The 21788-nt window shown below is 62.1% G+C and carries 17 protein-coding genes; 14 read left to right on the top strand and 3 right to left on the bottom strand.

Annotated features, from left to right (window positions below):
* Positions 1–15 precede the first annotated feature (15 nt).
* The gene (locus HBF25_RS04435; protein ID WP_166946732.1) at positions 16–825 is read right to left on the bottom strand and encodes an AraC family transcriptional regulator; all 810 of its coding nucleotides are present in this window, start codon (positions 823–825) and stop codon (positions 16–18) included.
* A gap of 138 nt (positions 826–963) precedes the next feature.
* Between HBF25_RS04435 and HBF25_RS04430 the strand changes: the two genes are divergently transcribed.
* The 4 genes from HBF25_RS04430 to HBF25_RS04415 all read left to right on the top strand — a co-directional run bounded on the left by HBF25_RS04430 (position 964) and on the right by HBF25_RS04415 (position 4048).
* A complete protein-coding gene (locus tag HBF25_RS04430; RefSeq protein ID WP_166946731.1) occupies positions 964–1662 on the top strand; it encodes an O-methyltransferase in 699 nt (232 codons plus the stop codon).
* 131 nt (positions 1663–1793) lie between these two features.
* Complete coding sequence (locus tag HBF25_RS04425) at positions 1794–2168, top strand: nucleotide pyrophosphohydrolase (protein ID WP_166946730.1); 375 nt, start codon at positions 1794–1796, stop codon at positions 2166–2168.
* Positions 2169–2171: 3 nt separating this feature from the next.
* The gene (locus HBF25_RS22090; protein ID WP_341778035.1) at positions 2172–3164 is read left to right on the top strand and encodes an HNH endonuclease; all 993 of its coding nucleotides are present in this window, start codon (positions 2172–2174) and stop codon (positions 3162–3164) included.
* A gap of 242 nt (positions 3165–3406) precedes the next feature.
* The gene (locus tag HBF25_RS04415; protein WP_166946729.1) at positions 3407–4048 is read left to right on the top strand and encodes a glutathione S-transferase family protein; all 642 of its coding nucleotides are present in this window, start codon (positions 3407–3409) and stop codon (positions 4046–4048) included.
* Positions 4049–4128: 80 nt separating this feature from the next.
* On the opposite strand, the gene HBF25_RS04410 is transcribed toward HBF25_RS04415, so the two are convergent.
* Complete coding sequence (locus tag HBF25_RS04410) at positions 4129–4896, bottom strand: SDR family oxidoreductase (RefSeq protein ID WP_166946728.1); 768 nt, start codon at positions 4894–4896, stop codon at positions 4129–4131.
* Between the two features lie 292 nt (positions 4897–5188).
* Here HBF25_RS04410 and HBF25_RS04405 point away from each other — a divergent pair, with 292 nt between their 5' ends.
* Positions 5189–6115 (top strand): alpha/beta fold hydrolase, encoded by a 927-nt coding sequence (locus HBF25_RS04405; RefSeq protein ID WP_166946727.1) that lies wholly within the window; start codon positions 5189–5191, stop codon positions 6113–6115.
* A 178-nt stretch (positions 6116–6293) separates the two neighbouring features.
* On the opposite strand, the gene HBF25_RS04400 is transcribed toward HBF25_RS04405, so the two are convergent.
* The gene (locus HBF25_RS04400; protein ID WP_166946726.1) at positions 6294–9191 is read right to left on the bottom strand and encodes a TonB-dependent receptor; all 2898 of its coding nucleotides are present in this window, start codon (positions 9189–9191) and stop codon (positions 6294–6296) included.
* Between the two features lie 438 nt (positions 9192–9629).
* On the opposite strand from HBF25_RS04400, the gene HBF25_RS04395 reads away from it, so the two are divergent.
* The 9 genes from HBF25_RS04395 to HBF25_RS04355 all read left to right on the top strand — a co-directional run bounded on the left by HBF25_RS04395 (position 9630) and on the right by HBF25_RS04355 (position 21720).
* Positions 9630–9800, top strand: coding sequence for a hypothetical protein (locus HBF25_RS04395; protein ID WP_166946725.1), 171 nt, complete (start codon positions 9630–9632; stop codon positions 9798–9800).
* A gap of 202 nt (positions 9801–10002) precedes the next feature.
* Entirely contained in the window at positions 10003–12771 is a 2769-nt protein-coding gene (locus HBF25_RS04390) for a TonB-dependent receptor (protein WP_243853083.1), read from the top strand.
* 2 nt (positions 12772–12773) lie between these two features.
* Positions 12774–14648, top strand: coding sequence for a beta-galactosidase (locus HBF25_RS04385; RefSeq protein ID WP_166946723.1), 1875 nt, complete (start codon positions 12774–12776; stop codon positions 14646–14648).
* Entirely contained in the window at positions 14645–15997 is a 1353-nt protein-coding gene (locus tag HBF25_RS04380) for an APC family permease (RefSeq protein ID WP_166946722.1), read from the top strand. Before HBF25_RS04385 ends, HBF25_RS04380 begins: the two co-directional genes overlap by 4 nt.
* Positions 15976–16923 carry a carbohydrate kinase family protein gene (locus HBF25_RS04375; RefSeq protein WP_243853035.1) on the top strand — a complete coding sequence of 316 codons (948 nt, stop codon included), beginning with the start codon at positions 15976–15978 and terminating at the stop codon, positions 16921–16923. The genes HBF25_RS04380 and HBF25_RS04375 overlap by 22 nt, the downstream gene beginning before the upstream one ends.
* The gene (locus HBF25_RS04370; RefSeq protein ID WP_166946721.1) at positions 16901–18310 is read left to right on the top strand and encodes a family 4 glycosyl hydrolase; all 1410 of its coding nucleotides are present in this window, start codon (positions 16901–16903) and stop codon (positions 18308–18310) included. Before HBF25_RS04375 ends, HBF25_RS04370 begins: the two co-directional genes overlap by 23 nt.
* Before the next feature lie 132 nt (positions 18311–18442).
* The gene (locus HBF25_RS04365; RefSeq protein ID WP_166946720.1) at positions 18443–19540 is read left to right on the top strand and encodes an alpha/beta hydrolase family protein; all 1098 of its coding nucleotides are present in this window, start codon (positions 18443–18445) and stop codon (positions 19538–19540) included.
* An 85-nt stretch (positions 19541–19625) separates the two neighbouring features.
* Positions 19626–20261 carry a nucleoside/nucleotide kinase family protein gene (locus HBF25_RS04360; RefSeq protein ID WP_166946719.1) on the top strand — a complete coding sequence of 212 codons (636 nt, stop codon included), beginning with the start codon at positions 19626–19628 and terminating at the stop codon, positions 20259–20261.
* A gap of 58 nt (positions 20262–20319) precedes the next feature.
* Complete coding sequence (locus tag HBF25_RS04355) at positions 20320–21720, top strand: sugar porter family MFS transporter (protein ID WP_166946718.1); 1401 nt, start codon at positions 20320–20322, stop codon at positions 21718–21720.
* The last annotated feature ends 68 nt before the right edge of the window (positions 21721–21788 follow it).

Genomic DNA, 21788 nt, shown 5'->3' with positions numbered 1-21788 from the left:
CTCTGTTTCACATCCTCAGCCGGGCAGATATCTACCCGGTGATGTACCCAGTGCCTTGCGGAACATGGTGACGAAGCTGCCGGCGCTTTCGTATCCGAGATCCCCCGCGACCTGTTGCACGGACATGCCGCTGCCCAGCCACTTCACGGCGAGCATGATCTGCAACTGCTGGCGCCATCGACCGAAGCTCATGCCGGTCTCCTGTGTAAGCAGCCGGGCAAGCGTGCGTTCGCTGGTGCCGACGCGCTTTGCCCAGGTCTGGATCGTGCCGCGTTCGGCGGGGTCGCTCATGAGCTTTTCGGCGATGCGACGAAGTCGCGGATCGTTGGGCATCGGCAGGTGCAGGTTGCCGACGGGGGCCGTGGCCAGTTCGTCGAGCAGAAGCGTAACCAGATGGGATTCGACGCCTCCCTCGGGGTAGAGCATGGGAAAGCTTGCGGAGCGGATCAGCAGTTCGCGTAGCAAGGGCGTTGCGGTGAGGGCGCAGCAGATTCCTGGCAGGGCAGACGCAACGGCAGGTTCAATGAAGGACACGTAGCAATCGACGGTGCCCGAGGCCTTGATCCGGTGCATGAGATCACCGGGCACCCAGATGGCGTTCTGCGGCGGAACGATCCACATGCCCCCATCCACCTCGCAGGTAAGCACCCCGCGCAGGGTGAGCACGAGCTGGGCCTTGCGGTGGGTGTGGAAGTCGGTTTCCTTTTCCTCGGGCGACAAGTTGGCCGTATCGACATTGACGGCGCCGACGGTCACCACGGGCCGCGGAATGATGTCTGGATGCGTCCACTCGTCGGGTGGCAGGCGCTCGGTCACGGTGGGCATGATGCGTACGGATCGTGTTGGCAGGATTTCAGCATATCTTGGCTTGATATCCCGATGCTGCCAATGCCTCGGCTGCCTACGATGGCCTGCAACGCGGCGCGGAATCTCCCGAAGCCGCATGTTTCGGAGTGCAGGTCCATGAATTCATTGAAGACGGGGCGAGTGGCCCAGACCCTTGAGCGGTTGTTCAAGGAAGCAGAGCAGGCCGACGGGGAGCTGATGGCCCAGGCAGCCGGGTTGACGGAATCGGGCCAGTCCCTGGGTGACGTCATCGCAGACATGCTGGTCGAGGAACGCCGGGATATCCGGGCCTACTACCGTGGCTATGCCGACAACTTCCTCAACGTACAGGAGGAATACGGCCGCTTCCTTTACCAGTGCGCCCGGGCACGCGGTGCGCGACGTGTGGTGGAGTTCGGCACGTCGATGGGCGTATCCACCATTTACCTGGCAGCGGCCATGCGTGATATGGGCGGCGGACGGGTTATCGGTACCGAACTGGAGGAAAGCAAGGCAGTCAAGGCGCGCGCCAACCTGGAAGCGGCCGGGCTGGCGGATCTGGTTGAGATACGCGTGGGTGATGCGCGGGAGACGCTGGCGAACCTGGATGCGGATGTCGACATGGTGTTGCTCGATGGTGCATTCAGCCTTTATCTGCCGGTGCTGAAGCTGCTTGAGCCCTGGATGACCACGGGCACGCCGGTGCTGGCGGAGAATGCTTTCGACTTCGACAATGACTATCTCGCTTACGTACGCGATCCGACGAATGGCTACCTGTCGCAGCCGCTTCCCATCAGTGAGGGCAGGGGGAATGAATTCACGGTCCTAATGCGATGACTAGCGGGAAATGATTAATCTGTACGCACTTACGTACTGACCATCTGGCATATAAGATACCATCTGAATGGGTACTGGCAGGTACCCCTGCTTAACGTCCGGGTACGGTAGTTTCCGTACGGGGGTAAAAAATGAGTGATGAGTCTAAGCGGACAGCAGATCCATTGGTGGCCATCCGTCAAAAAATTGACCACTTTTCCGAGGTCCGAGACTGGGGCAAGTATCACACTCCCAAAAATCTGAGCATGGCACTGAACATTGAAGCGGCCGAGCTTATGGAGATTTTTCAGTGGCGGGACGGCAACGAGCAATTCGCTGACCTTGACGAGTGCAAAAGATCAGCAGTCGCACATGAGGTCGCTGATGTTTTCATATACCTCATGCGATTCTGTTCGGTAACGGGTATTGATCCCGTCATTGCAGCAGAAGAAAAAATATCGCTGAATGATGCCAAGTACCCTGCTGAAATTGTAAAGGGTAGATCCGACAAGTATTCGGAGTACTAAGCAGTGCGCCAAATATTTGTCTTTACCGCTGGCGACAAGAATGCTCGGGCTCATCTGCGCGACTCCATTCTAAAACCGGTGTCGTTTGACCTCATGGAAGAATGTCTGGGTCATGAGGAGACTTTCTATTACCAGTCTCTGTCGCATCTAAAGACGGGTTTTTACGCTTGGGGTGCCGTTTCTGGGCCAAAAAATGATAAGACGTGGGGCTCCATGAATATGGGTGACCTCGTTCTGACTGTCTACGATAATGGCTATCATTTCTTCTCCTCTGTTGTCGCCAAGATCAGAAATCAGGCGTTGGCAGGCAGCGTATGGGGATATACCGACGGTGGCGATACGTGGGAGTACATGTATCTGCTGAGTGAGCCGCAGCAAATTAACGTTGATGTGCTTTCCACGCCCGTAGTGAATTATCTCAACAAAGGCTATAGGGGGTTTAGCAGGATTTCGGACGAAAAAGTTCAATCCATACTGAGTGATTTCGGCACTCTTGAGCATTTCTTTACTTCAATCATCGGGTGCGAAATTCCTGCAACGCATATTGATCGCGAGCTGGCGGAGTTAGAGCGCCATGACTTCGGGGCGGCTTTTGATCCGTTGAACATGGTTGATGGTCGGCAGAAGGTGTTGCGAGAGATCGTGCGGCGACAGGGACAGCCCACATTTCGTAGGCAATTACTCGATGCCTATGAACGACGCTGTGCGGTGACAGGTTGCGATGTTGAGCTAGTGCTTGAGGCAGCTCATATAGCGCCGTATTTCGGAGCCGAGTCCAACTCTGTCAGTAACGGATTACTTCTCCGTGCTGACATTCACACTCTTTTCGATTTGGGGAAGTTGAAGATCGCACCATCTGGATGTGTAGAAATCCATGATGAGATCCAAGGAAGTATTTATGCGCAGTATCGCAACGTATACATCCGGCTTCCGTCTAATCCTCTGCTTCATCCAAGCCAAGCTGCCCTACAGCTCAAGTTCTCTATGGGTCTTTAGAGTCATGCAGGTATCGGCGACGCCCTTGGCAACTTAATGTTGCCCTGTAGAAGATCGCGTCACGCTTGCCTGATTGCCATCGACATTCCATCCCGTTCGGCTCCTAGCTCAACTTTAGAGGTTTGGCCGTGTCCCGAGGCGCATTGGGTTGGCACTTGCTTCCTTTGAAATAATTGTAGGTGAGGTGGTTGGTCAAAAGTATGGCATAGACTCGGGGCTCGACTGCCGCTAGGAGACGTGAGATGGCCGGTTTGACGCTGACCACTTTCGACTGGGTGCCGGAGATGCCCCGGGGGTTTGTCCGGGACATCCGGGTGCGCTGGGCGCTGGAGGAGGCCGGGCTGCCGTATCGCGTGGAGAGCGTGCCGTTTGCCCCGCGAGACGCGGCACACTTCATCCACCAGCCGTTCGGGCAGGTGCCGTGGCTTACCCACGGGGATATCTCCCTGTTCGAAAGTGGTGCGATCCTCATGTACCTGGGGGAGTTGAGCGAGGCGCTGATGCCGCGCGATCCGCAGGGGCGGCTCAAGGTGATGGAATGGGTCTTTGCCGCACTGAATTCCGTCGAGATGGCTGGGTTGCCATGGGTGATCCTGAAGTTTTCGGGGGTGGCCGGCGGTACGCCGGCGATGGATCAGCTGGACGACTTCCTTCATCTGCGACTGGGGCACATGGAGACCGTGCTGGCCGGGCGGGAGTGGCTGGCCGATGAGTTTTCGGTGGCGGATATCCTTATGGCCGATGGTTTTCGCGTGGTTGATCGGTTCGATGGATTGGATGGATATCCGGCATGTCGTGAATACACCGGGCGTGCTACGCGTCGGCCCGCTTTTGTGAAGGCACTGGCGGATCAGCTGGCGCATTTCAGGGCAGCCGATGTGTAGGAGCGCGCTTGCGCGCGGCTGGGGCCGCAATACCCGGCTTCGTCCCGGTCGCGCGCAAGGCGCGCTCCTACATTTATGGGTCAGGGGTTGATGGTGGCGTAGAGGTCGTCGTAGCGGCCTTCGCGTTCGGCCCAGCGCCGGGCCTGGTCGCGGGCTACAAGGAGTTCGCCGCGTGGGTGATTTCCGGAGCGCAGCAGCTGCATCACTTCCGTCACGTAGTCATCCAGCGGCATGGCCCTCGGATCGGACATCTGTTGCGTGCCGGTGAGAGCGGTCTGCACATAGGGGGGTGACAGCTCCAGTACCTCCACGGGGACATGGCGTAGCTGGTGGCGCAACGATTGCACCCAGGAGTGCAGGAAGGCCTTCGTGGCGCAATAGGTCGGGAAATCCGCGCGAGGGATGAAGGCGAGGTTGGAGCTTGTCGCCATGATCGTAGCGCCGGGTTGCTCGCGGATGACGGGCAGGAAGGCGGCGACCGAGCGGATCACGCCCATGATGTTCGTTTGCACCAGCGCTTCGGCGGCGGATGCGTTCCAGTCGCCCGATGTCATGTCTTCCGATGCAGAAATACCTGCGTTGGCGATGAGCATGTTCAGGCCGGGAAATCGGCTGTGTATTTCTTCTGCCGCGCGTGCAAGCGATGCGGTATCGGTGACGTCGGCTGTGATGCCGGTCAGGCCGGGGCGTTTTGCCATCATTTCATCGAGCAGCGGTTGCCGTCGTCCGGTGACGATGACCTGGTTGCCCAGGTCATGGAAAGCTTCGGCAAGGGCGCGGCCGATGCCGCTGCTGCCGCCGGTGATGAGGATGGTGTTGTCGGAAAGGCGTGTACGGGTGGTCGTCATGAGGGCGCTCCTTATGGGTCGAGAACTCCCTGCTGGGATCCCCTCGACGGAAGGATGCGTTGGTTGACGGTAACGCCTACGACAGCGCCGGTCGGGCTGCGTGCGCAGGCTAATGGTCCATCTGGCGGATTGTCAACTTGTAGGAGCGCGCCTTGCGCGCGACCGGTTTTGCCTGGGCGCCTGGTATTGCCGGTCGCGCGCGAGGCGCGCTCCTACAGGGCTGGATGAGTGGTTGCATAATGAAACTGCATGGAATAACGTTAATCATATTAATTCATGAGAGGCGTTTTCCATGATTTTCGCCGAGGCTACCTTTGGTGGCACGTATCCGTTCGCCCCGCATTTCAACGAGGCCGCCGGCTTTCGCATGCACTATGTGGACGAAGGCCCCCGTGATGGCGAGGTGGTGCTTTGCCTCCATGGCGAGCCCACATGGGGCTACCTGTATCGGCATCTGGTTTCCGGGCTTTCCGATACCTTCCGCATCGTCGTTCCGGATCATATGGGCTTTGGTAAAAGCGAGACGCCCGCCTCGCGAACCTATTGGCTACAGGACCACATCGACAATATCGAGCGATTCGTGTTGTCGCTGGACCTGCGTGACATCACCCTTGTCATGCACGACTTTGGCGGACCGGTCGGCATGGGGCTGGCGGCGCGTCATCCTGACCGTATCCGTCGTATCGTATCGACCAACGGACCCACGCCATTCGGGCAACCAGGGGAACTGGAACGCTTGCTGGCGAGTGCGGAGCAGGCGCCTTGGTTTCAGTGGATCGTCCGTGCGCAGGCCGAGGGGCGCCTTGAGACGGTGCTGGGGGAACTTGGCTACAACATCCTGAGCACGTTGAAGCTCAATGGTTTCGAGAACCATGCGGTGATCGATGAGCATTGGCTGGCGGCGTATGCTGCGCCGTTCATGACGCCTGCGGAGTGTGTGGGTGCGATTGCCTGGGCCAAGGGGTTTGCGCTTCAGGTGCACCAGTTCGAGGTGCCGACGCAGGGCGCCATAGCGGCGATGCGAGGTCGGCCTGCGCTGGCGATATGGGGGATGGCGGATCGGACGTTGTTAGGTGAACTGTTCTTGCCGCTGTTCCAGGCGGTATTTCCGCTGGGTGAGGTCGAGCGGATGGAGGGCGTGGGGCATTACTGCTTGGAAGATGCACCAGGACGGATCGTTGCACGGGTGCGGGACTTCCTGATGGCGTCGGTCACCTGAGCTACCGGATTTTGTAGGAGCGGACCTTGTCCGCGACCCCTCAACGTCGCTTGAGCGAATGAAGCAATGCGTGAATCAGGCGGGCGTTTAAATGCCGGCCTGATTCACGCATTGGTTCATTCGGCGTGGACGCCTTCAGGGGTCGCGGACTAGGTCCGCTCCTACAGGGATGAGCGGATCAGAGTTTGTAGTTGGCGCCGAACATGATGGTTCTGCCGAAGGTATCGTACTCCAGGGGGCGGGCTACTTTTACGCCGTTAGGCAGGCCGGCGACCTGCTCGGTCTTTACCGGCGAGTTGGTGAGGTTGTTCACCTGGAGCAGCAGAGACAGGCCGTTCCAGGGGCCCTTGTCAAAGGCGTAGCCCAACTGGAAGTCGGTCTGCTTGTCGGCGAGGACCTTGGTGTAGCCGAGCTGGTCGAACAGGGGAATGGTTTCGCCGGTGAACGATGAGCGGTAGCGTTCGGCGATGCGCACCGACCAGCCGTATTTCTCGTAGTAGAGGGCAAGGTTGGCCACTTTACGCGACAGGCCGGGCAGGGTGGCAGGTGCACCCGGGATGGTCGAAACGGCACTGGTAGGCAGGTTGCTGTTGGTGAGCGAGAAGTTGGCCTGTACGCCGAAGCCATCCAACGCACGCGATACCAGTGCACCTTCGAAGGCGCCGGAGAGTTCCAGGCCCTGCATGCGCCCGCCGGTGCCGTTTTCCGGGTGGGTGAAGGTGCCCCGTGTGCTGGTGGGTACCAGCGACGGATTGTCATTGGTATAGCCGGAGAAGTCGTAGTCCAGCTGCGTATCGTTGTAGATGTAGTTCAACAGGTTCTTATTGAACACGGCCACGGCGACGTAGCTGGCCGTGCCGAAGTACTTCTCCCACGACAGATCCGTGCCGACGGCTACATAAGGCTTCAGCTTCGGATTGCCGCCGCTTCCCGACCACAGCACCTGGCCGGCGGCCGGGCCTTGATCCACGCGAGCCACATCGGCGGAACTGGCTACCTTTTCGTCGTCGATGCGACCGCGTGCCAGGGTCTTGGCAAAGCCGAAGCGCAGGTATTGCTTGTCTGCGATCTCAGCGGCCAGGTTGAGACTGGGCAGTACCTTGGTGTACTTGGTGCCGCCCGAAAGGCGCCCGACCAATGTGTCGCCATTGGTCTGCAGGGCCTGTGACGACTGGTCGGTGCGTACCACCTGCACACCCATGTTGCCGCGCAGGGGGATATCGCCCAGATGGGTATCGATGTTGAACTTCACGTACGCGACCGGCACGCGTTCGCGCACGGTGTAGTTGCGGCTCCAGTCGGCCTGCCCGTTGCGCTGGGTCAGGTAGAACTGACTATAGAGCGCACGCAGCACGTCGTAGTTGAGGATGGGGCCGATGCCGCCGTAACCCAGGTCGGTGATGCCGCGCAGTGAGCCGGCATCGATGGGCGAACCGAAACCGGGAAGGTAGGTGCTGTTCGTGTTGCCGTTGCCGTTGAGCGTGGCGAAATTGACGTCAGCCTGCTTGTCCTTCTTGCGCTCGGAGTAGTTCACGCCGATGTTCACGTCGCTGAAGATCCAGCCCACCGGATGGCTGATCTCGAAGCGGAAGGCCTTGATCGTGTCGCGCTGGCGGTCACGCTCCTCGCGGCCGTTGTAGCCGTAGTCCTTCGGATCGGTGAACTGCACGACAGATGGATCGGACAGGTCTACGCCCGGATAGAAGTGCGGGAAGCCATAACCCACGAGGGTGTCGAAATCGGCCGATGCCGTTTGCAGCCCCGGCAGGCCAGAGAACAGGTAGGCATCATGCAGTCGCTTTTTCGCGCTGGAATAGGAAAGGTCGGCGGTGGCGACCCAGCCGTTGCCGAAGTCGTACTGGTTGTTCCAGCCCACCGAGAACAGCTTGTCGTGTTCGCGGCTGTATTCGTTCTGCAGGATCGGCAGCAGGCCATCCATATGGCCGCTGGTAACGATCGGATAGGGCTGCGACGGCGTGATGCCGAGGTTGGAATAGGCGATATGGTCGTCGGGGCTGCTCGACCACTGTGCGCCGTTGAGGAAAGTTTTCTGGTTGAAGGTGGAGTAGTACAGGTCCAGCGTGGAGTGGTAGTGGTCGTCCGGAGCCCATTCCAGCACGGTCATGAGGCCGTTGCGCAGCTGGTTTTCCGACTTGGCGCGAACCTGCATGCCTTCCTGCGAGAGCACGTTGTCGGGCAGGCCCACGGTATGAGGTGATCCCCAGATGTTCTCGGCGCTGCCCGGTCCGTTGTTCATGCTCCACCACCAGGCTTGCGACTGCTTTTCCTGGATGGGCGAGTCGAGCTGCGCAAAGCCTACGGCCAGGCCCAGCGTGTGATCCATGAACTGGTCGATATACGAAAAGCTAGCACGGTGACCCATGTCACCCACGCCGGTGCCGTGGTTGAGGCTGCCGTTCGAGGTGGTTTCCCCGCGCAGGTTGGCCGCGATGGTGCGCTTGGGCAGGTCCAGCGGCTTGATGGTGTGCAGGTCTACCGTGCCTGACAGGCCCTGGCCGATGAGGCTGGCATCCGGCGTCTTGTAGATGGCGGCGCCACTGATGAGCTCGGACGGGTACTGGTCGAAGTCCACGCCGCGGTTCTCGCCGATCGTGGCCTGTTCGCGTCCGTTGAGCGTGGTACCGGTGAAGTCCGGTGACAGGCCGCGGATGGAGATCTGGTTGGCCCGGCCATCCACGCGCTGGGTGGCAAGGCCGGATACGCGCGAAAGGCTCTCTGCGATGCTGCTGTCGGGCAGCTTGCCGATGTCCTCGGCAGAGATCGCCTCGATGATGTTGTCGGAGTTCTGCTTCGCCTTCAGCGAGTTCTGGATACTCGCCTGGATGCCGGTGACCACCACGGCATCGAGGTTGCTTGCGCTGTCCGGATTCGCCGCGCGCTTGTCTGTTTCGTTGGCCACCTTGTCTTTCGTGGCAGGTTTCTTGACCGGCGGCGCGGCATCCTGCGCATGCACGCCACTGGCCATGGCCAGCCATGCGCCGAGACAGGCCACCGCAAGCGGACGCGGACGAAGAGTGCACGCGGCATCAGCCCGCGTCAGACGGCGACGATTCATTGGAGTCCCTGCGTTGAATGATCGTAAGAAACCACGCTCCCCAAAGCGCTGGCGGCGGAGGATGAGGGAGCGACATCGTTCTGTCATCCTGCAACGCAGCAGATTGGACAGAATCGTTCAGGCCCGGCGTGGGCTGCACGTATTGGCTCGATACAAATGTGTCCGCGGACACATTCGCGCGAACGCCGTGTGAAGGCCGTCTATATATGACGGATTTAATTTCCGGCTGGCGATCCGTCGCGCCGAATCACCCATGTTGCTGTGCAGCAACAAAAAAGTACAGCAGAATTGGCCGTTGACCGGCACGTTGGGGGTGCGGTATATCTTTTCCCACGCAAACGGAACGTCCGCAATGAATGGACGTCCATTCGCGTTACCCGCCGGTCATCCCTGGGGCATGACCGGTTTCCTCAGCAGCCGCGATTCCGGGACAGCGTCATGCGTCGTGCCCAATCCAACAGCGTTATCGCCGGCTGCGCCGATGTGCGGGTTCCGCTCGCGCACGTGAAATCCAACGGGCTGCCCATCCTCGCACGCGCCAAGCTGAGTGCGCTGCGTGCCCGCGGCAAGTCCCTGGCTGGCTATTCGCCGCCGTCTTCCCTCCGCTGATTTCCGTTTTCCACTGATCGGCACGTCCGGCTTCGGACGGGTCTGCGACCGCCCAGGCATGGCCTGCGTGGCCGGGCCCTGTACACGGCATTCCCGGAATTTCGCTGGTCAGTCACATGTGCATCGATGCGGCGTAGGGGCCGTAGACGTGCCTGTTCCAGGACACTTTCGGGGTGAGGGTTCGGCTGTGCTCAACAATACGATGGCGAAGAAGGCGATGGTGGTGGCGGTGTGTACCGCCCTGGGGCTGGGGATGCAGGTGCAGGCGCAGACGGCGCCGCCCAATCCGCCCGCAAAGCAGGACGACAAGCCGGCACAGAAAGACAAGGCCGTGCAGATGAAGGCGATGAGCGTGGTCGCCAACCGTTACGACGCCACCAACATGCGCATGGATTCCACCAACACGGTGGACGTGCTGTCGGCGGCGGATCTCCAGCATACGGCGGTGCATAACGTGGCCGAGGCGCTGGGTCTGATGTCTGGCGTGAACGTGACCACGACGGGTAGCGGCTATTTCGGTGGTATCGACGGTGCAGCGCGCGGCGAAGGCATGTTTGCTTCCGTGCGTGGCCTGCCGTCGGAATACAACGTCAACCTGATCAACGGCGCCAACGTCGCCCAGGGCATGCCGTACAGCCGCAGCGTGCAGCTGAGCCTGCTGCCGCCGTCGGGCCTGCAGACCATCGTGCTCAACAAGACCTCGACGGCCGAGATGGATGGCGACGCCATCGGTGGCACGATCGACTTCCGTACGCCCAGCGCCTTCGATTTCAAGAAGGATTTCAGCGGCAGCGTCACGGCCAGCGGCCGTGTGGAGAGCCGTGCGCGCGATTACGGCGACAGCGGGCTTGGCGGCGGCCTGGCCGCCGAGATGCAGACGAAGTTCGGCGAAGAAAAGCAGTTTGGCGTCTACGTCAGCGGCTACTACGACTACCGCAACATCGCCAACAGTGAAATCGGTGCGGCCGAAAGCGCATCCAACGATGGATCATGGGCCTTTGCCCACGCCACGGCCGACGGCCAGAATGCGCCGGGCTACGATCCGGCCCGCAACCTGACCAGTATCGGCGCCAACGTGGGTATCGCCTCGGGCTTCGAGCGTCGTTACGGTGGCAACGTGTCGTTCGACTGGAACGTGGACCCGACGCTGCGCGCCTACGCGAAGATGACGTACGCCTATGCGCTGACCGAGCAGAACACTACGTATACGCAGCTGCTGCCGGCCAATGTGACCTATGTGCCCACCGGCACGCCGGGCGTGTATGCACCGAACATCGGCCGCATCGCCAACCGCTTCTGGTTCGAGACCAATCCGGAACGCGCGGACCTGGCTACCTTCCAGTTCGGCGCCGACAAGACGGCCGGCGGCTGGACGATCTCGCCGAACGTGTTCTGGAGTTTCGGCGACAACGACCGCCCAGACCACGTGGAAATCGACGGTCGCGAGGACAAGTACTCGCAGAACAATTTCGCCTACAACCAGCCCTCGCTGCTGGGCTACGGCGGCAGCCACTTCCCGTATCCGCAGCTGACGCCAGCGCTGCTGAATTCGGTGAACAACATCCAGAACATGTATGCGAACGACAACGGCGAGGTCACCCGTATCCGTTCCGGGCAGAAGCGTGGCGGTGCCAAGCTGGATCTGCGCTACGACTTCGAGGATGGCCCGGTCCAGTCGATCAAGTTCGGCGTGAAGTACAGCGACAGCTCGCGCAATTTCACCAATCGTGACTGGTCCACCGCAGGCATCAACGACGGCACGACGACGCTGGGTGATCTGGGTATCTTCAACGGCTATTACTCGTCGATCTTTCCGGGCAAGTATCCCTGGGTGACGCCGAAGGTGAGCCGCGCGGCCGTAGCCAACCTCATCAACCAGAACCTCACCGATTCGGACCTGGATACCTGCAGCCAGCTCTACATCAACAATTACAACTGCAACACCATGCGTGGCACCGAGGCCGTGAGCGCCGCGTACGCCATGGCGACCATCCAGGAAGGCGACTTCGAGATCATTCCGGGCGTGCGCTTCGAGCACACCTCGATCCGCAACACGTTCTGGACCACGCCGCAGGATGCCAATGGCAACGAACTGCCGGGCTACTTCAGCAACAACCACACGGTATACAACGAGCCGCTGGGCAGCCTGTTCATCAACTATCGTCCGGCCGGCAATGCCGTGTTCCGCTTCGGCCTGTGGCAGAGCTACACCCGCCCAGCCTTCATCCAGCTGGGTGGCGGTTCGCAGATCAACGTGTCCAACGGCGTCACCACGATCACCCAGGGCAACCCGAACCTGAACCCGATCAAGTCCACCAACCTCGACCTGGCGGCTGAGTGGACGACCGATCACGGTGGCTACTTCTCGTTCTCGGGCTTCTACAAGAAGCTGCAGGATTACATCTACGATAGCGGTGGCGGCCAGGCCAACCCGAACACCCAGGGTCAGGGCGCCGTGCTGATCAAGACGCCGACCAACGGTGGCGACGGTCGGGTGTCGGGCCTGGAAATGACCCTACGCCAGAAGTTCCAGGACCTGCCGGACCCGATCAACGGCCTGGGCTTCAGCCTCAATGCCACGAAGCAGAACTCCAGCGTAGACCTGGGCCGTCCGGGCTTCGGCGACGAGCGCCTGCAGTCGGCTCCGAAGACGATGGCCAATGCCGAGCTGTTCTACGAGAAGTACGGTTTCTCGCTCAACCTCAGCTACCACTACGTGGGCTCGTACCTGTCCACCTACGACTTCCTCAACCAGGGACAGCCGTGGGATGACCTGTGGATCCGCCCGACCCGCCGCGTGGACCTGCATGCCGGTTACCAGATGGACAACGGCCTGCAATTCGACCTGCAGATCTCCAACCTCACCAAGCAGTACTCGTACTGGTCGCATATCGGCAAGAACAGCCTGGCCAATTCCGACATCGTCGATGCCGGCATGACCACGCTGCTCACCGTCAAGTACTCGTTCTGAGCATGCGCCGGCGCGACTTCCTCGTCGTGTCGGTCCTCGCCCCGCTGGCTTTCGCGGGGCGTGGATGGGCAGCGTCGCCTTCACCGGCGGCGCTCCTGCCGATACCCGACGGCAAGCCTCATGCCTTCGCGTTCGGTCACCGGCAGTTCCTGCTCGACGGCCATGCCTTTTCCATTCATAGCGGCGAGATGCATCCGGCACGGATACCGCGCGAACACTGGTGGCATCGCATCCGCATGGCGAAGGCGATGGGGCTGAACACCGTCGCGCTGTACGTCATGTGGAACCAGCTCGAACCCGAGCCGGGCGTGTTCCACCTGGATGGGGACAACCGCGATTTCGCTGCGTTCATCCGGCTGTGCCAGGAGGAGGGCATGTGGGTGTACCTGCGTCCTGGCCCCTATGTCTGTGGTGAATGGACCCTGGGGGGCCTGCCTGCATGGCTGTTGCGCGATCCGGATGTACGGTTGCGCACACGCGACGACCCGGTCTACATGGCAGCCGTGCGCCGTTACATCGCGGCCATCGCGCCGCGAGTGCGGCCGCTGCTGGCGAAGAACGGCGGCCCCGTGCTGATGATCCAGGTGGAGAACGAGTACTCGATGCAGGGCGACGATGTCGCCTATCTGAAGGCCATCGAAGACATCTGGCGCGAGAACGGCATCGAAGGACCGTTCTCGGTGTCGGACGGCTGGAAAGACCTGCTGCGACGCCGGGCCTATCCGCCAGGATCGGCGCTGGGCCTGGACGGCGCCGATGTGCCGACGCTGGTACAGGGCAGGGCATTCGCGCATGAGGCGCCGGTCTGGGTGGGCGAGGGGTATCCGGGGTGGCTTACCCACTGGGGCGAACCGGTGTTCGCCGAAAGGGACTACGTGGAGACGCTGCGCAGCGTGATGAAGGCGGGATACTCCTTCAACCTCTACGTGGTTCACGGAGGCACGAATTTCGGCCTCACCGCGGGCTCCAACGCCGAGGATGACGGCTCGCAGTTCCAACCGGTCATCACCAGCTACGACTACGGCGCGCCCATCGACGAAACGGGGCAGCCGACGGCGCAGTACCAGAAGCTGCGCGACGTCATCACCTCGGTGACCGGGCGCAAGCCCCCTGAGCTTCCCGCCTCACCGCCTCGCGCAAGTTTCGCGGAAACCTCACTCGAACCCTTCGCCTCGCTCTGGGACAACCTGCCCACGCCGGTGCAGGTGCCGCATCCGGTGTCGAACGAAATCCTGTTCGGACAGGACCAGGGGCTTGTCCTTTGGCGCAAGACGATCCCTGCCGGAACATCGCTGACGATCGAGGCCGCCCGTGACTACGCGATTGCGTATGTCGACGGACACGAAGCCGGCGTCGTATCGCGGGTGGAGCATCCCTCGGTATCGTCAAAGACACGCGTGAGCCTGCCGGATGCATCGGCCGGTGAACGCAGGCTCGACGTGCTGGTGGATACCTTCGGCCATATCAACTTCGGCCCGCGCGTGGGCGACCACAAGGGTCTCACCGGCCCGGTGTCCCTCGATGGGCGGCCGCTGGAGGATTTCGAAGCCCTGGCGCTTCCGCTCGACGGCGAATGGCTGTCGCACCTGCAACCGCTCGCGGACAAACCAATGCGTGGCGGCGTGTTCTTCCGTGGCAGCATCCATGTCGATGTCCCTGGCGATGTCTATCTGGACATGTCGGACTGGGACAAGGGCTATCTCTGGGTCAATGGCCGTTTGCTGGGACGTTACTGGCATATCGGTCCGCAGCAACGGCTTTACTGTCCCGGGCCCTGGCTCAGGGCAGGCGACAACGAGGTGCGGGTCCTTGACCTGCACCGCCATGTCGCGGGGCGCTTGCGTGCCGCGGCCCATCTGCACCGGGAGAAGGCATGAGGGAGGTCGCGAGCAGGCCGGCATCGCCACCACGGGCCATCGGGCTCTGGGGTGGACTGTCGGCGAACGTGCTGAACATGATCGGGATCGGTCCCTTCGTGACCATTCCGCTCGCGTTGTCGGCACTGGCCGGGCCGTCGGTGTTCCTCGGCTGGATCGCGGGCGCGTTGCTCTGCCTGTGCGATGGCATGGTCTGGGCCGAGCTGGGTTCGACCATTCCGGAATCCGGTGGTCCGTATCACTACCTGCGCGAGGCCTATGGCCGTGAGCGCATGGGCCGGCTGTTCGGTTTTCTGTACCTGTGGCAGACGCTGCTCACCGCACCGTTGTCGATCGGCTCGGCGGCGGTGGGCTTTGCGCAGTACTTCGGTTACCTCGTGCCGTCGCTGGGCGACGGGGGCCGCGTGATGGTGGCGGCCGGCCTGTGCCTGATCAACACGGCGGTGCTCTATCGCAAGGTAGGCGACATCCAGCGCCTGTCGCTGGGCATCACGGTGATCGTGGCCGTGGCCTGCGTGTGGATCGTTGGTAGCGGCATCGCGCATTTCAATGTGGCCACCGCCGAGCACTTCATGCATGCGCGCAGCGATGGCTCGCATGGGTTCTGGCTGGGCCTCGGCGCCGTCGCGCTGATCGCCGTGTACGACTACGGTGGCTACAACAACGTCTGCATGCTGGGTGGCGAGGTACGCCATCCACGGCGGACGATTCCGCTGGCCGTGCTGCTGTCGATACCGCTGGTGGCGGTGCTTTATCTTGGCCTTAACCTGTCCATCCTCGGTGTGCTGCCCTGGGAGCAGGCCGCGCATTCCAAGGCGGTGGTCGCCGACTTCATGCAGGCGATCCATGGTTCCACCGGCGGCACCATCGCGGTCTGCCTGATCCTGCTCGCCAGCTGGGGGTCCGCGCTGGTGGTCTTGCTGGGCTATTCGCGCGTGCCGTATGCGGCTGCTGTCGATGGGCAGTTCTTTCGATCCTTTGCGCGACTGCATCCACGCGATGGCTTTCCCACGGTGTCGCTGGTGGTCGTGGGCGTTGCCTCGGCGGCGGCCTGTTTTCTGTCGCTGGAAAGCCTCATCGCCATGCTGATGGTGGTGCAGATCCTGTTCCAGTACATCGCGCAATGTTTCGCGGTGGTGGCGCTGAGACGCCGGCGGCCGGATGCCGACGTGTTCCGCATGCCGCTTTATCCGCTGCCCATCGTGGTCAGTGTCATCGGCTGGCTTTACCTCGTCGCGACCAGCGGCTGGCGGGCGATGTCCGTCGCGGTCGGCGCCGTCGTCGTCGGCACACTTATTTTTCTTTGGCAGGCACGGAGTACGCGGTCATGGCCCTTCCGCAACGAATGACATCCTGGGACGTCGCGGTGGTCGGCGAGATCTACGCGGACCACATCTTCGGAGGCTTTCCCCGCTGGCCTGAGCCCGGCGAAGAGGTCTACGCCCAGCGCTATACCCGGGAACTGGGTGGCGGCAGCGTCAATACCGCCTGTGGACTGGCGCGTCTCGGGCGCCGCGTGCGTCTTGTCGGCCTGATCGGCGATGCGGACTTCGACTGGTTCGAAGGGCGCCTTTCCGAGTTCGGCGTAGGCATGGGCGGCATCCGCCTGGGGGCGGAAGGAACGGGCACGACGGTCAGCGTGTCGATGCGCGACGATCGCACGTTCTTCAGCTGGCACGGGGCCAACCGTGGCCTGGTCGACCTGCTTGAAGTGCCGGCCGTGCTCGCCGACCTCATGGCGGCGCGCCATGTGCATTTCGCCATGCCGCTGCCGCGTTCGCTCGCCACGCTGGTGCTTCCGCAGTTGCGGCAGGCCGGCTGTACCACATCGCTCGACGTGGGTTATTCGCCGGTGTGGCTGACCGATAGCGAAAACCTCGCCACCTGCCGCGAGGTGGATTTCATGCTGCCCAACCGCAAGGAGGCCGGCCTGCTCTGCGGCGAGGACGATCCCGAAGCCTATGCCGCGTGGGCCTGGGCAGAAGGGCTTACTCGCGGCGTGCTGAAGCTGGGAGGCGAGGGTGCGCTGCTTCTGGATGGCGATGGCGTGCGCAGGATCCCCGCACCCGTCGTGGATGCACTGGATACCACCGGGGCCGGCGATGCCTTCAACGCCGGTCTCATCGATGCCCTGCTGGACGACGACCCGCTGGATCGCTGCGTCGAGCGCGCCTGTATTACCGGCGCGCTGTGCACGACCGTGGCCGGTGCGCTGCACGGGCTCCCTGATTCTTCCCGATTGAGGACGCTACATGAACAAACGTACGGATCGTAAGATCGCATTGATCGGCGGCGGTGGTGTGCGCTCGCCGCTGGTGGTGTTCGGTGTGAACGAAGCGCTTGAAGACCTGGGCGCCTCGGAAATGGTGCTCTACGACCCGGACCCGGCACGCCTGCGGATCATGGTCGACCTGGGCAAGGCCGTGGTTTCCCGTTTCGGTGGCAATCTGCGCCTGCGCGGCGCCACCTCGCTGGAGGACACCATCGAGGGTGCGGATTTCGTGCTCAACAGCATCCGCATCGGCGGCATCGTCGGCCGTGCCGCCGACGAGCGCGTGGCGATCGAGCACGGCTACCCGGGCCAGGAAACGACCGGCCCGGCCGGCATCGCCATGGGCTTGCGTACGATCCCCGTCGCCATCGAACAGGCCCGCCTCGTCGAGCGGCTGAGCCCCGATGCGTGGCTGGTCAACTTCACCAACCCTGCCGGCCTCATCACCCAGGCCGTGAGCGATCACAGCAAGGCGCGCATCGTTGGTATCTGCGACACGCCGACCGAGCTGTTCCACAATATTGCCCGCGCGCTCGGCGAGCCGGCGCACGAGGTGGAATGCGATTACGTGGGCCTGAACCACCTGGGCTGGGTCCGCAGCGTCAAGGTGCGCGGCAAGGAGGTGATCGACACCCTGCTGGATGACGAAAGCCTGCTGCGCCAGCTCTACCTCGCACCGTTGTTCGACTATCACATGATCCGCACGCTGCGGCTCATTCCCACGGAATACCTGTTCTTTTACTACGAGCGTTCGCGCGCACTGTCCAACCAGCGCAGGCAGGGCGGCAGCCGCGGTGCCGAGATCCAGCGCCTCAACGATGACCTGTTGGCCGCGCTGACGGCACGTCTGGACGCAGGCGAAGGCGATGCCGCCGTGGACATCTACGCGGCATATCTCAACCAGCGCTCGGGTTCGTACATGAAGCTGGAAGCCGAGGGCGGATCGGCCTTCGAGCAAGGCGTGAGCCTTCAGGGCGACCCGTTCCGCGTCGCCACCGGCTACCACCGCATAGCCATCGACGTGATGAGTGCGCTCACCGGCGCCAAACCTGCCCGCATTGTGGTGAACACGCGCAACCGCGGTGCCATCCCGGATCTTCCGGACAACGACATCGTGGAAATCGCCTCCGATATCGGCATGGATTCGATCATTCCCCGTCCGGTCACAGCATTGCCGGATGCCGTCAACGGCCTGGTCCGCTCGGTGAAGGCGTATGAACGTGCGGCCATCCAGTCGGTGCTGAAGAACGAACGGCTTGAAGCACGCAAGGCCATGTTGATCCATCCGGCGATTGGCGAATGGACGCCATCGGAGACCCTTTTGCAGTCGCTTCTGGGTCATGCGGATGACGATGGCGAGTGCCTCTGCCACGGGCGGACGCATCGCTGAAGAATGCTCCCGGATGCCCTGGATCGCCATATTTTGCGATTCAGGGCCTTTACACGTTCACGTGGTTTTGACGATGTGCGGTGCATATACGCGCCACGGCCGGCATACCGCCGTGCCATCAGGGAGAACATCATGAAGGGATTCAGACGCATGGGCGTTTGCGCCGCCACTATGCTCCTGGCTACTGCCACCTGCACCGACGCGTGGGCAGCCCGGGTGTTCGGCACCTACATCGCTACCACCACCGTGGCAGGTACCCAGGCGCTGGAATACTGCATGGATACCCCGGCAGCCGGGAATGCACCGCGTATTCTTGTGCTTTACCACCATGGCTTCCAGGACTACTGGAGTACCGCTAACCAGCTCGGCGCCACCACCACGACCGGGCCGGCGGGGTGCAGCAAGGACGACCCGAACACCGTGATGCACGACATTCGTGCGGCGGACGCAGGGAATCAGGTCGTGACCGTTGCCTTTGAATATCCGAATGACCAGGGTTTTCCGGCGCTGGCCGGCGCACAGGCCAGCAATCAGCTAAGAGCGCAGATTCTGGCCGATCCACGTTTTGCCGGTATCCAGCGCGTTGTCTATTTCGGGGTGTCGATGGGCGGTGCGGTCTCAGGGACGGCGCTCAGTGAGAATACCAGGGCGGGTGGGGCGCCCATCAGCGACTGGGTGCTCGCGGAACCTGTGACGGATGTATTCGAGACCTACAGCTACGCAGTGTTGGCCAACCTCGTTGCACCCTCCCTGGGTTTCGGTGCAGCGACGAGTGGGATTCAACAGGATACTGGGCAGGCCAATCCCAGCTTCAGCGCATTGTGGCGCCGATCGCCGTTCTGGAATGCGGCTGCGATCGGCAAGTCCCTGACGGGGAGGACCACGATCATCGCAGGCGCCTTCGATGCGGAAGTCACGCCGGATCAGGCCATCAAGCTCAACACCAACCTTGGCCTGTCCGGGAGCCCGTCCCATCTCACCATCGTGACCAAGCCGGCGCCTGCGGGTAGCAGCGATTTTTCACTGGTCACCGTGCTGTGTGGCGTGCTTGGACTCAATGCCTCCGGCTGTAATTCCCTGCCGGGGCATGAAGACGCCAATGATCCTGTTGGCCCGGTGATGAAGGAAGCGCGTAGCCAGTTACTCAATGTCATCTTCGGTGCGACGCCCTTTGTGTCGGGCACCGAACTGTTCGATTCTTCGACGGGCAAGCGTACCCAGGTGCGCTAAGAAGGCAATCCTTGCAGGCTCAGCTTTCGCATGCCGATAACATCCGCGCCATTATGGTGCGGATGTTTCCTATGTCCTCCTGCGCATGATCGATCACCAGACCCTGGCCCGCATCGACGGGCTGCTCGCCTCAGGCAAACCCCGCATCCTGCTCGGCATCGTCGGATCACCCGGCGCCGGCAAGTCCACGCTCTCCGCGCAACTGCTGGCCCATCTGGGCGGTGTGGCGGTCAACGTGCCGATGGACGGGTTCCATCTGGCCAATGCCGAACTCGCCCGACTTGGCCGGGCAGGGCGCAAAGGTGCGCCGGATACGTTCGATGCCTGGGGCTATGTCGCCCTGCTGCGTCGCCTGCGCGAACCTGTACTGGGAGAAACGGTATACGCCCCGGCCTTCCATCGCGAGATCGAGGAACCCATCGCGGGTGAGATCGTCGTGCCGCATGACGTGCGCGTGGTGATCACCGAAGGCAATTACCTGCTGTTCGACGATGCGCCATGGCGCGGAGTGCGCGACCTGCTGGATGAAACCTGGTGGGTCGACGTGGATGAAGACCAGCGCAAGGCGCAGCTGCTCGAACGGCATATGCGCTACGGCCGCAGCCGTGAAGCGGCCCTGGCGTGGATCGAACATACCGATGAACCCAACGCGCGACGCATCCAGGCCACGGCGCCGCACGCCGACCTGCGCGTTCGCGTGACGCTCGGCGAGCCGGCGTGAGGCCGGCAGGCAGCTTTCGCGGGGGCGAGGGCCGTTCCATCGTTTCCTGGAGGCATGCATGCAATCGGTAAGTGAGGAGGCTGCCGTCGAAGGCGGCAGCCAGTCCACGGGACTGGTGGTCGGTATCGCGGTAGTGGCTGCCCTGGGCGGCCTGCTGTTCGGCTACGACACGGGCGTCATCGGCGTGGCCTTGCTGGGTCTCGGGCGGCAGTTCGCCCTCGACGACACCACCAAGCAGCTGGTGACCGGCGCCATCATCTTCGGTGCGCTGTTCGGCTGCCTCGGCACCGGCCCGCTGTCGGACCGTTACGGACGACGACGGATGGTGATCTTCGTGGGCGTGCTGTTCGCGCTGGGCTCGGTGGCCTCGGCGATGTCGCCCAGTGTCGGCGCCCTCGTAGCGTCGCGCTTCCTGCTCGGCCTGTCGGCCGGCAGCTCCACCCAGATCATTCCGGTCTATATCGCCGAAGTCGCTCCGCCACGCCATCGCGGCAAGATGGTGGTGCTGTTCCAGTTCATGGTGGTGTTCGGCATCACGGTGGCCTATTTCACCGGTTTCGTGCTCGGCGATCACTGGCGCTGGATGTTCGGCCTTGGCGTGGTGCCTGCCGTGATCCTGCTGGCCGGCATGCTGGTGTTGCCCGAAAGCCCGCGCTGGCTGGTGGTACGTGGTCATCGTGAGGCGGCACTGGGCGTGCTGACGCGCATACGCGGAGACATGGCGCTGGCCGAAGCCGAGGTGCGCGATATCGAATCCGTGACGGCGGACGATTCGGCGGGTACTTGGCGCGACCTGGCACGTCCGTGGATTCGCCCGGCGGTGGTGGTGGGTGCGGGCATTTCGATGTTCTCGCAGATCACCGGCAACAACGCCTTGATCTATTACGCGCCGACGATTCTCACCAAGGCCGGTTTTTCCGATGAGGCGGCTATCCTCGGCACGGGCGCGAGCACGGTCCTGGTTGTGATCATGACGGTGATCGGCAGTTTCCTCGTCGATCGCATCGGTCGGCGTACCTACCTGCTGTGGATGATCCCGGGCTCCATCGTGGCGCTGGTCATCATGGGATACCTGTTCCAGGGTGCCGGGCCGAGCACGGATTTCAGCCGCTGGCTGGTCGTAGGCTGCCTTGCCGCCTATCTCATGCTCAATTGCGGTGGCTTCGGTGTGTGTATCTGGCTGGTAAACGCCGAGGTGTATCCGCTCTTCGTGCGTGGCAAGGGTGCCAGTCTGGGTTCTTTCAGCCATTGGTTCTTCGACCTGATCGTGACGCTGACCACCTTGTCGCTGGTGACCGCGCTGGGGGCGTCGAAGACGTTCTGGCTGTATGCGGTGATCTCGCTGGTGGCGCTGGTGTTCATTTACTACCTGGTGCCGGAAACCAAGGGAAAGAGCCTGGAACGCATCGAACACGAGCTGCGCGAAAATCGTTTCTATCCCTTCCAGCGGAAACACTGAATGTAGGAGCGCGCCTCGCGCGCGACCGGTTTTCGCGAAACCATGAGTTCATCGCGATCACCGGTCGC

The organism is Luteibacter anthropi (assembly GCF_011759365.1).
Lineage (GTDB): Bacteria > Pseudomonadota > Gammaproteobacteria > Xanthomonadales > Rhodanobacteraceae > Luteibacter > Luteibacter anthropi.
The sequence above is the reverse complement of the archived record's forward strand: the minus strand, read 5'-3'. Positions and strand labels throughout refer to the sequence as shown.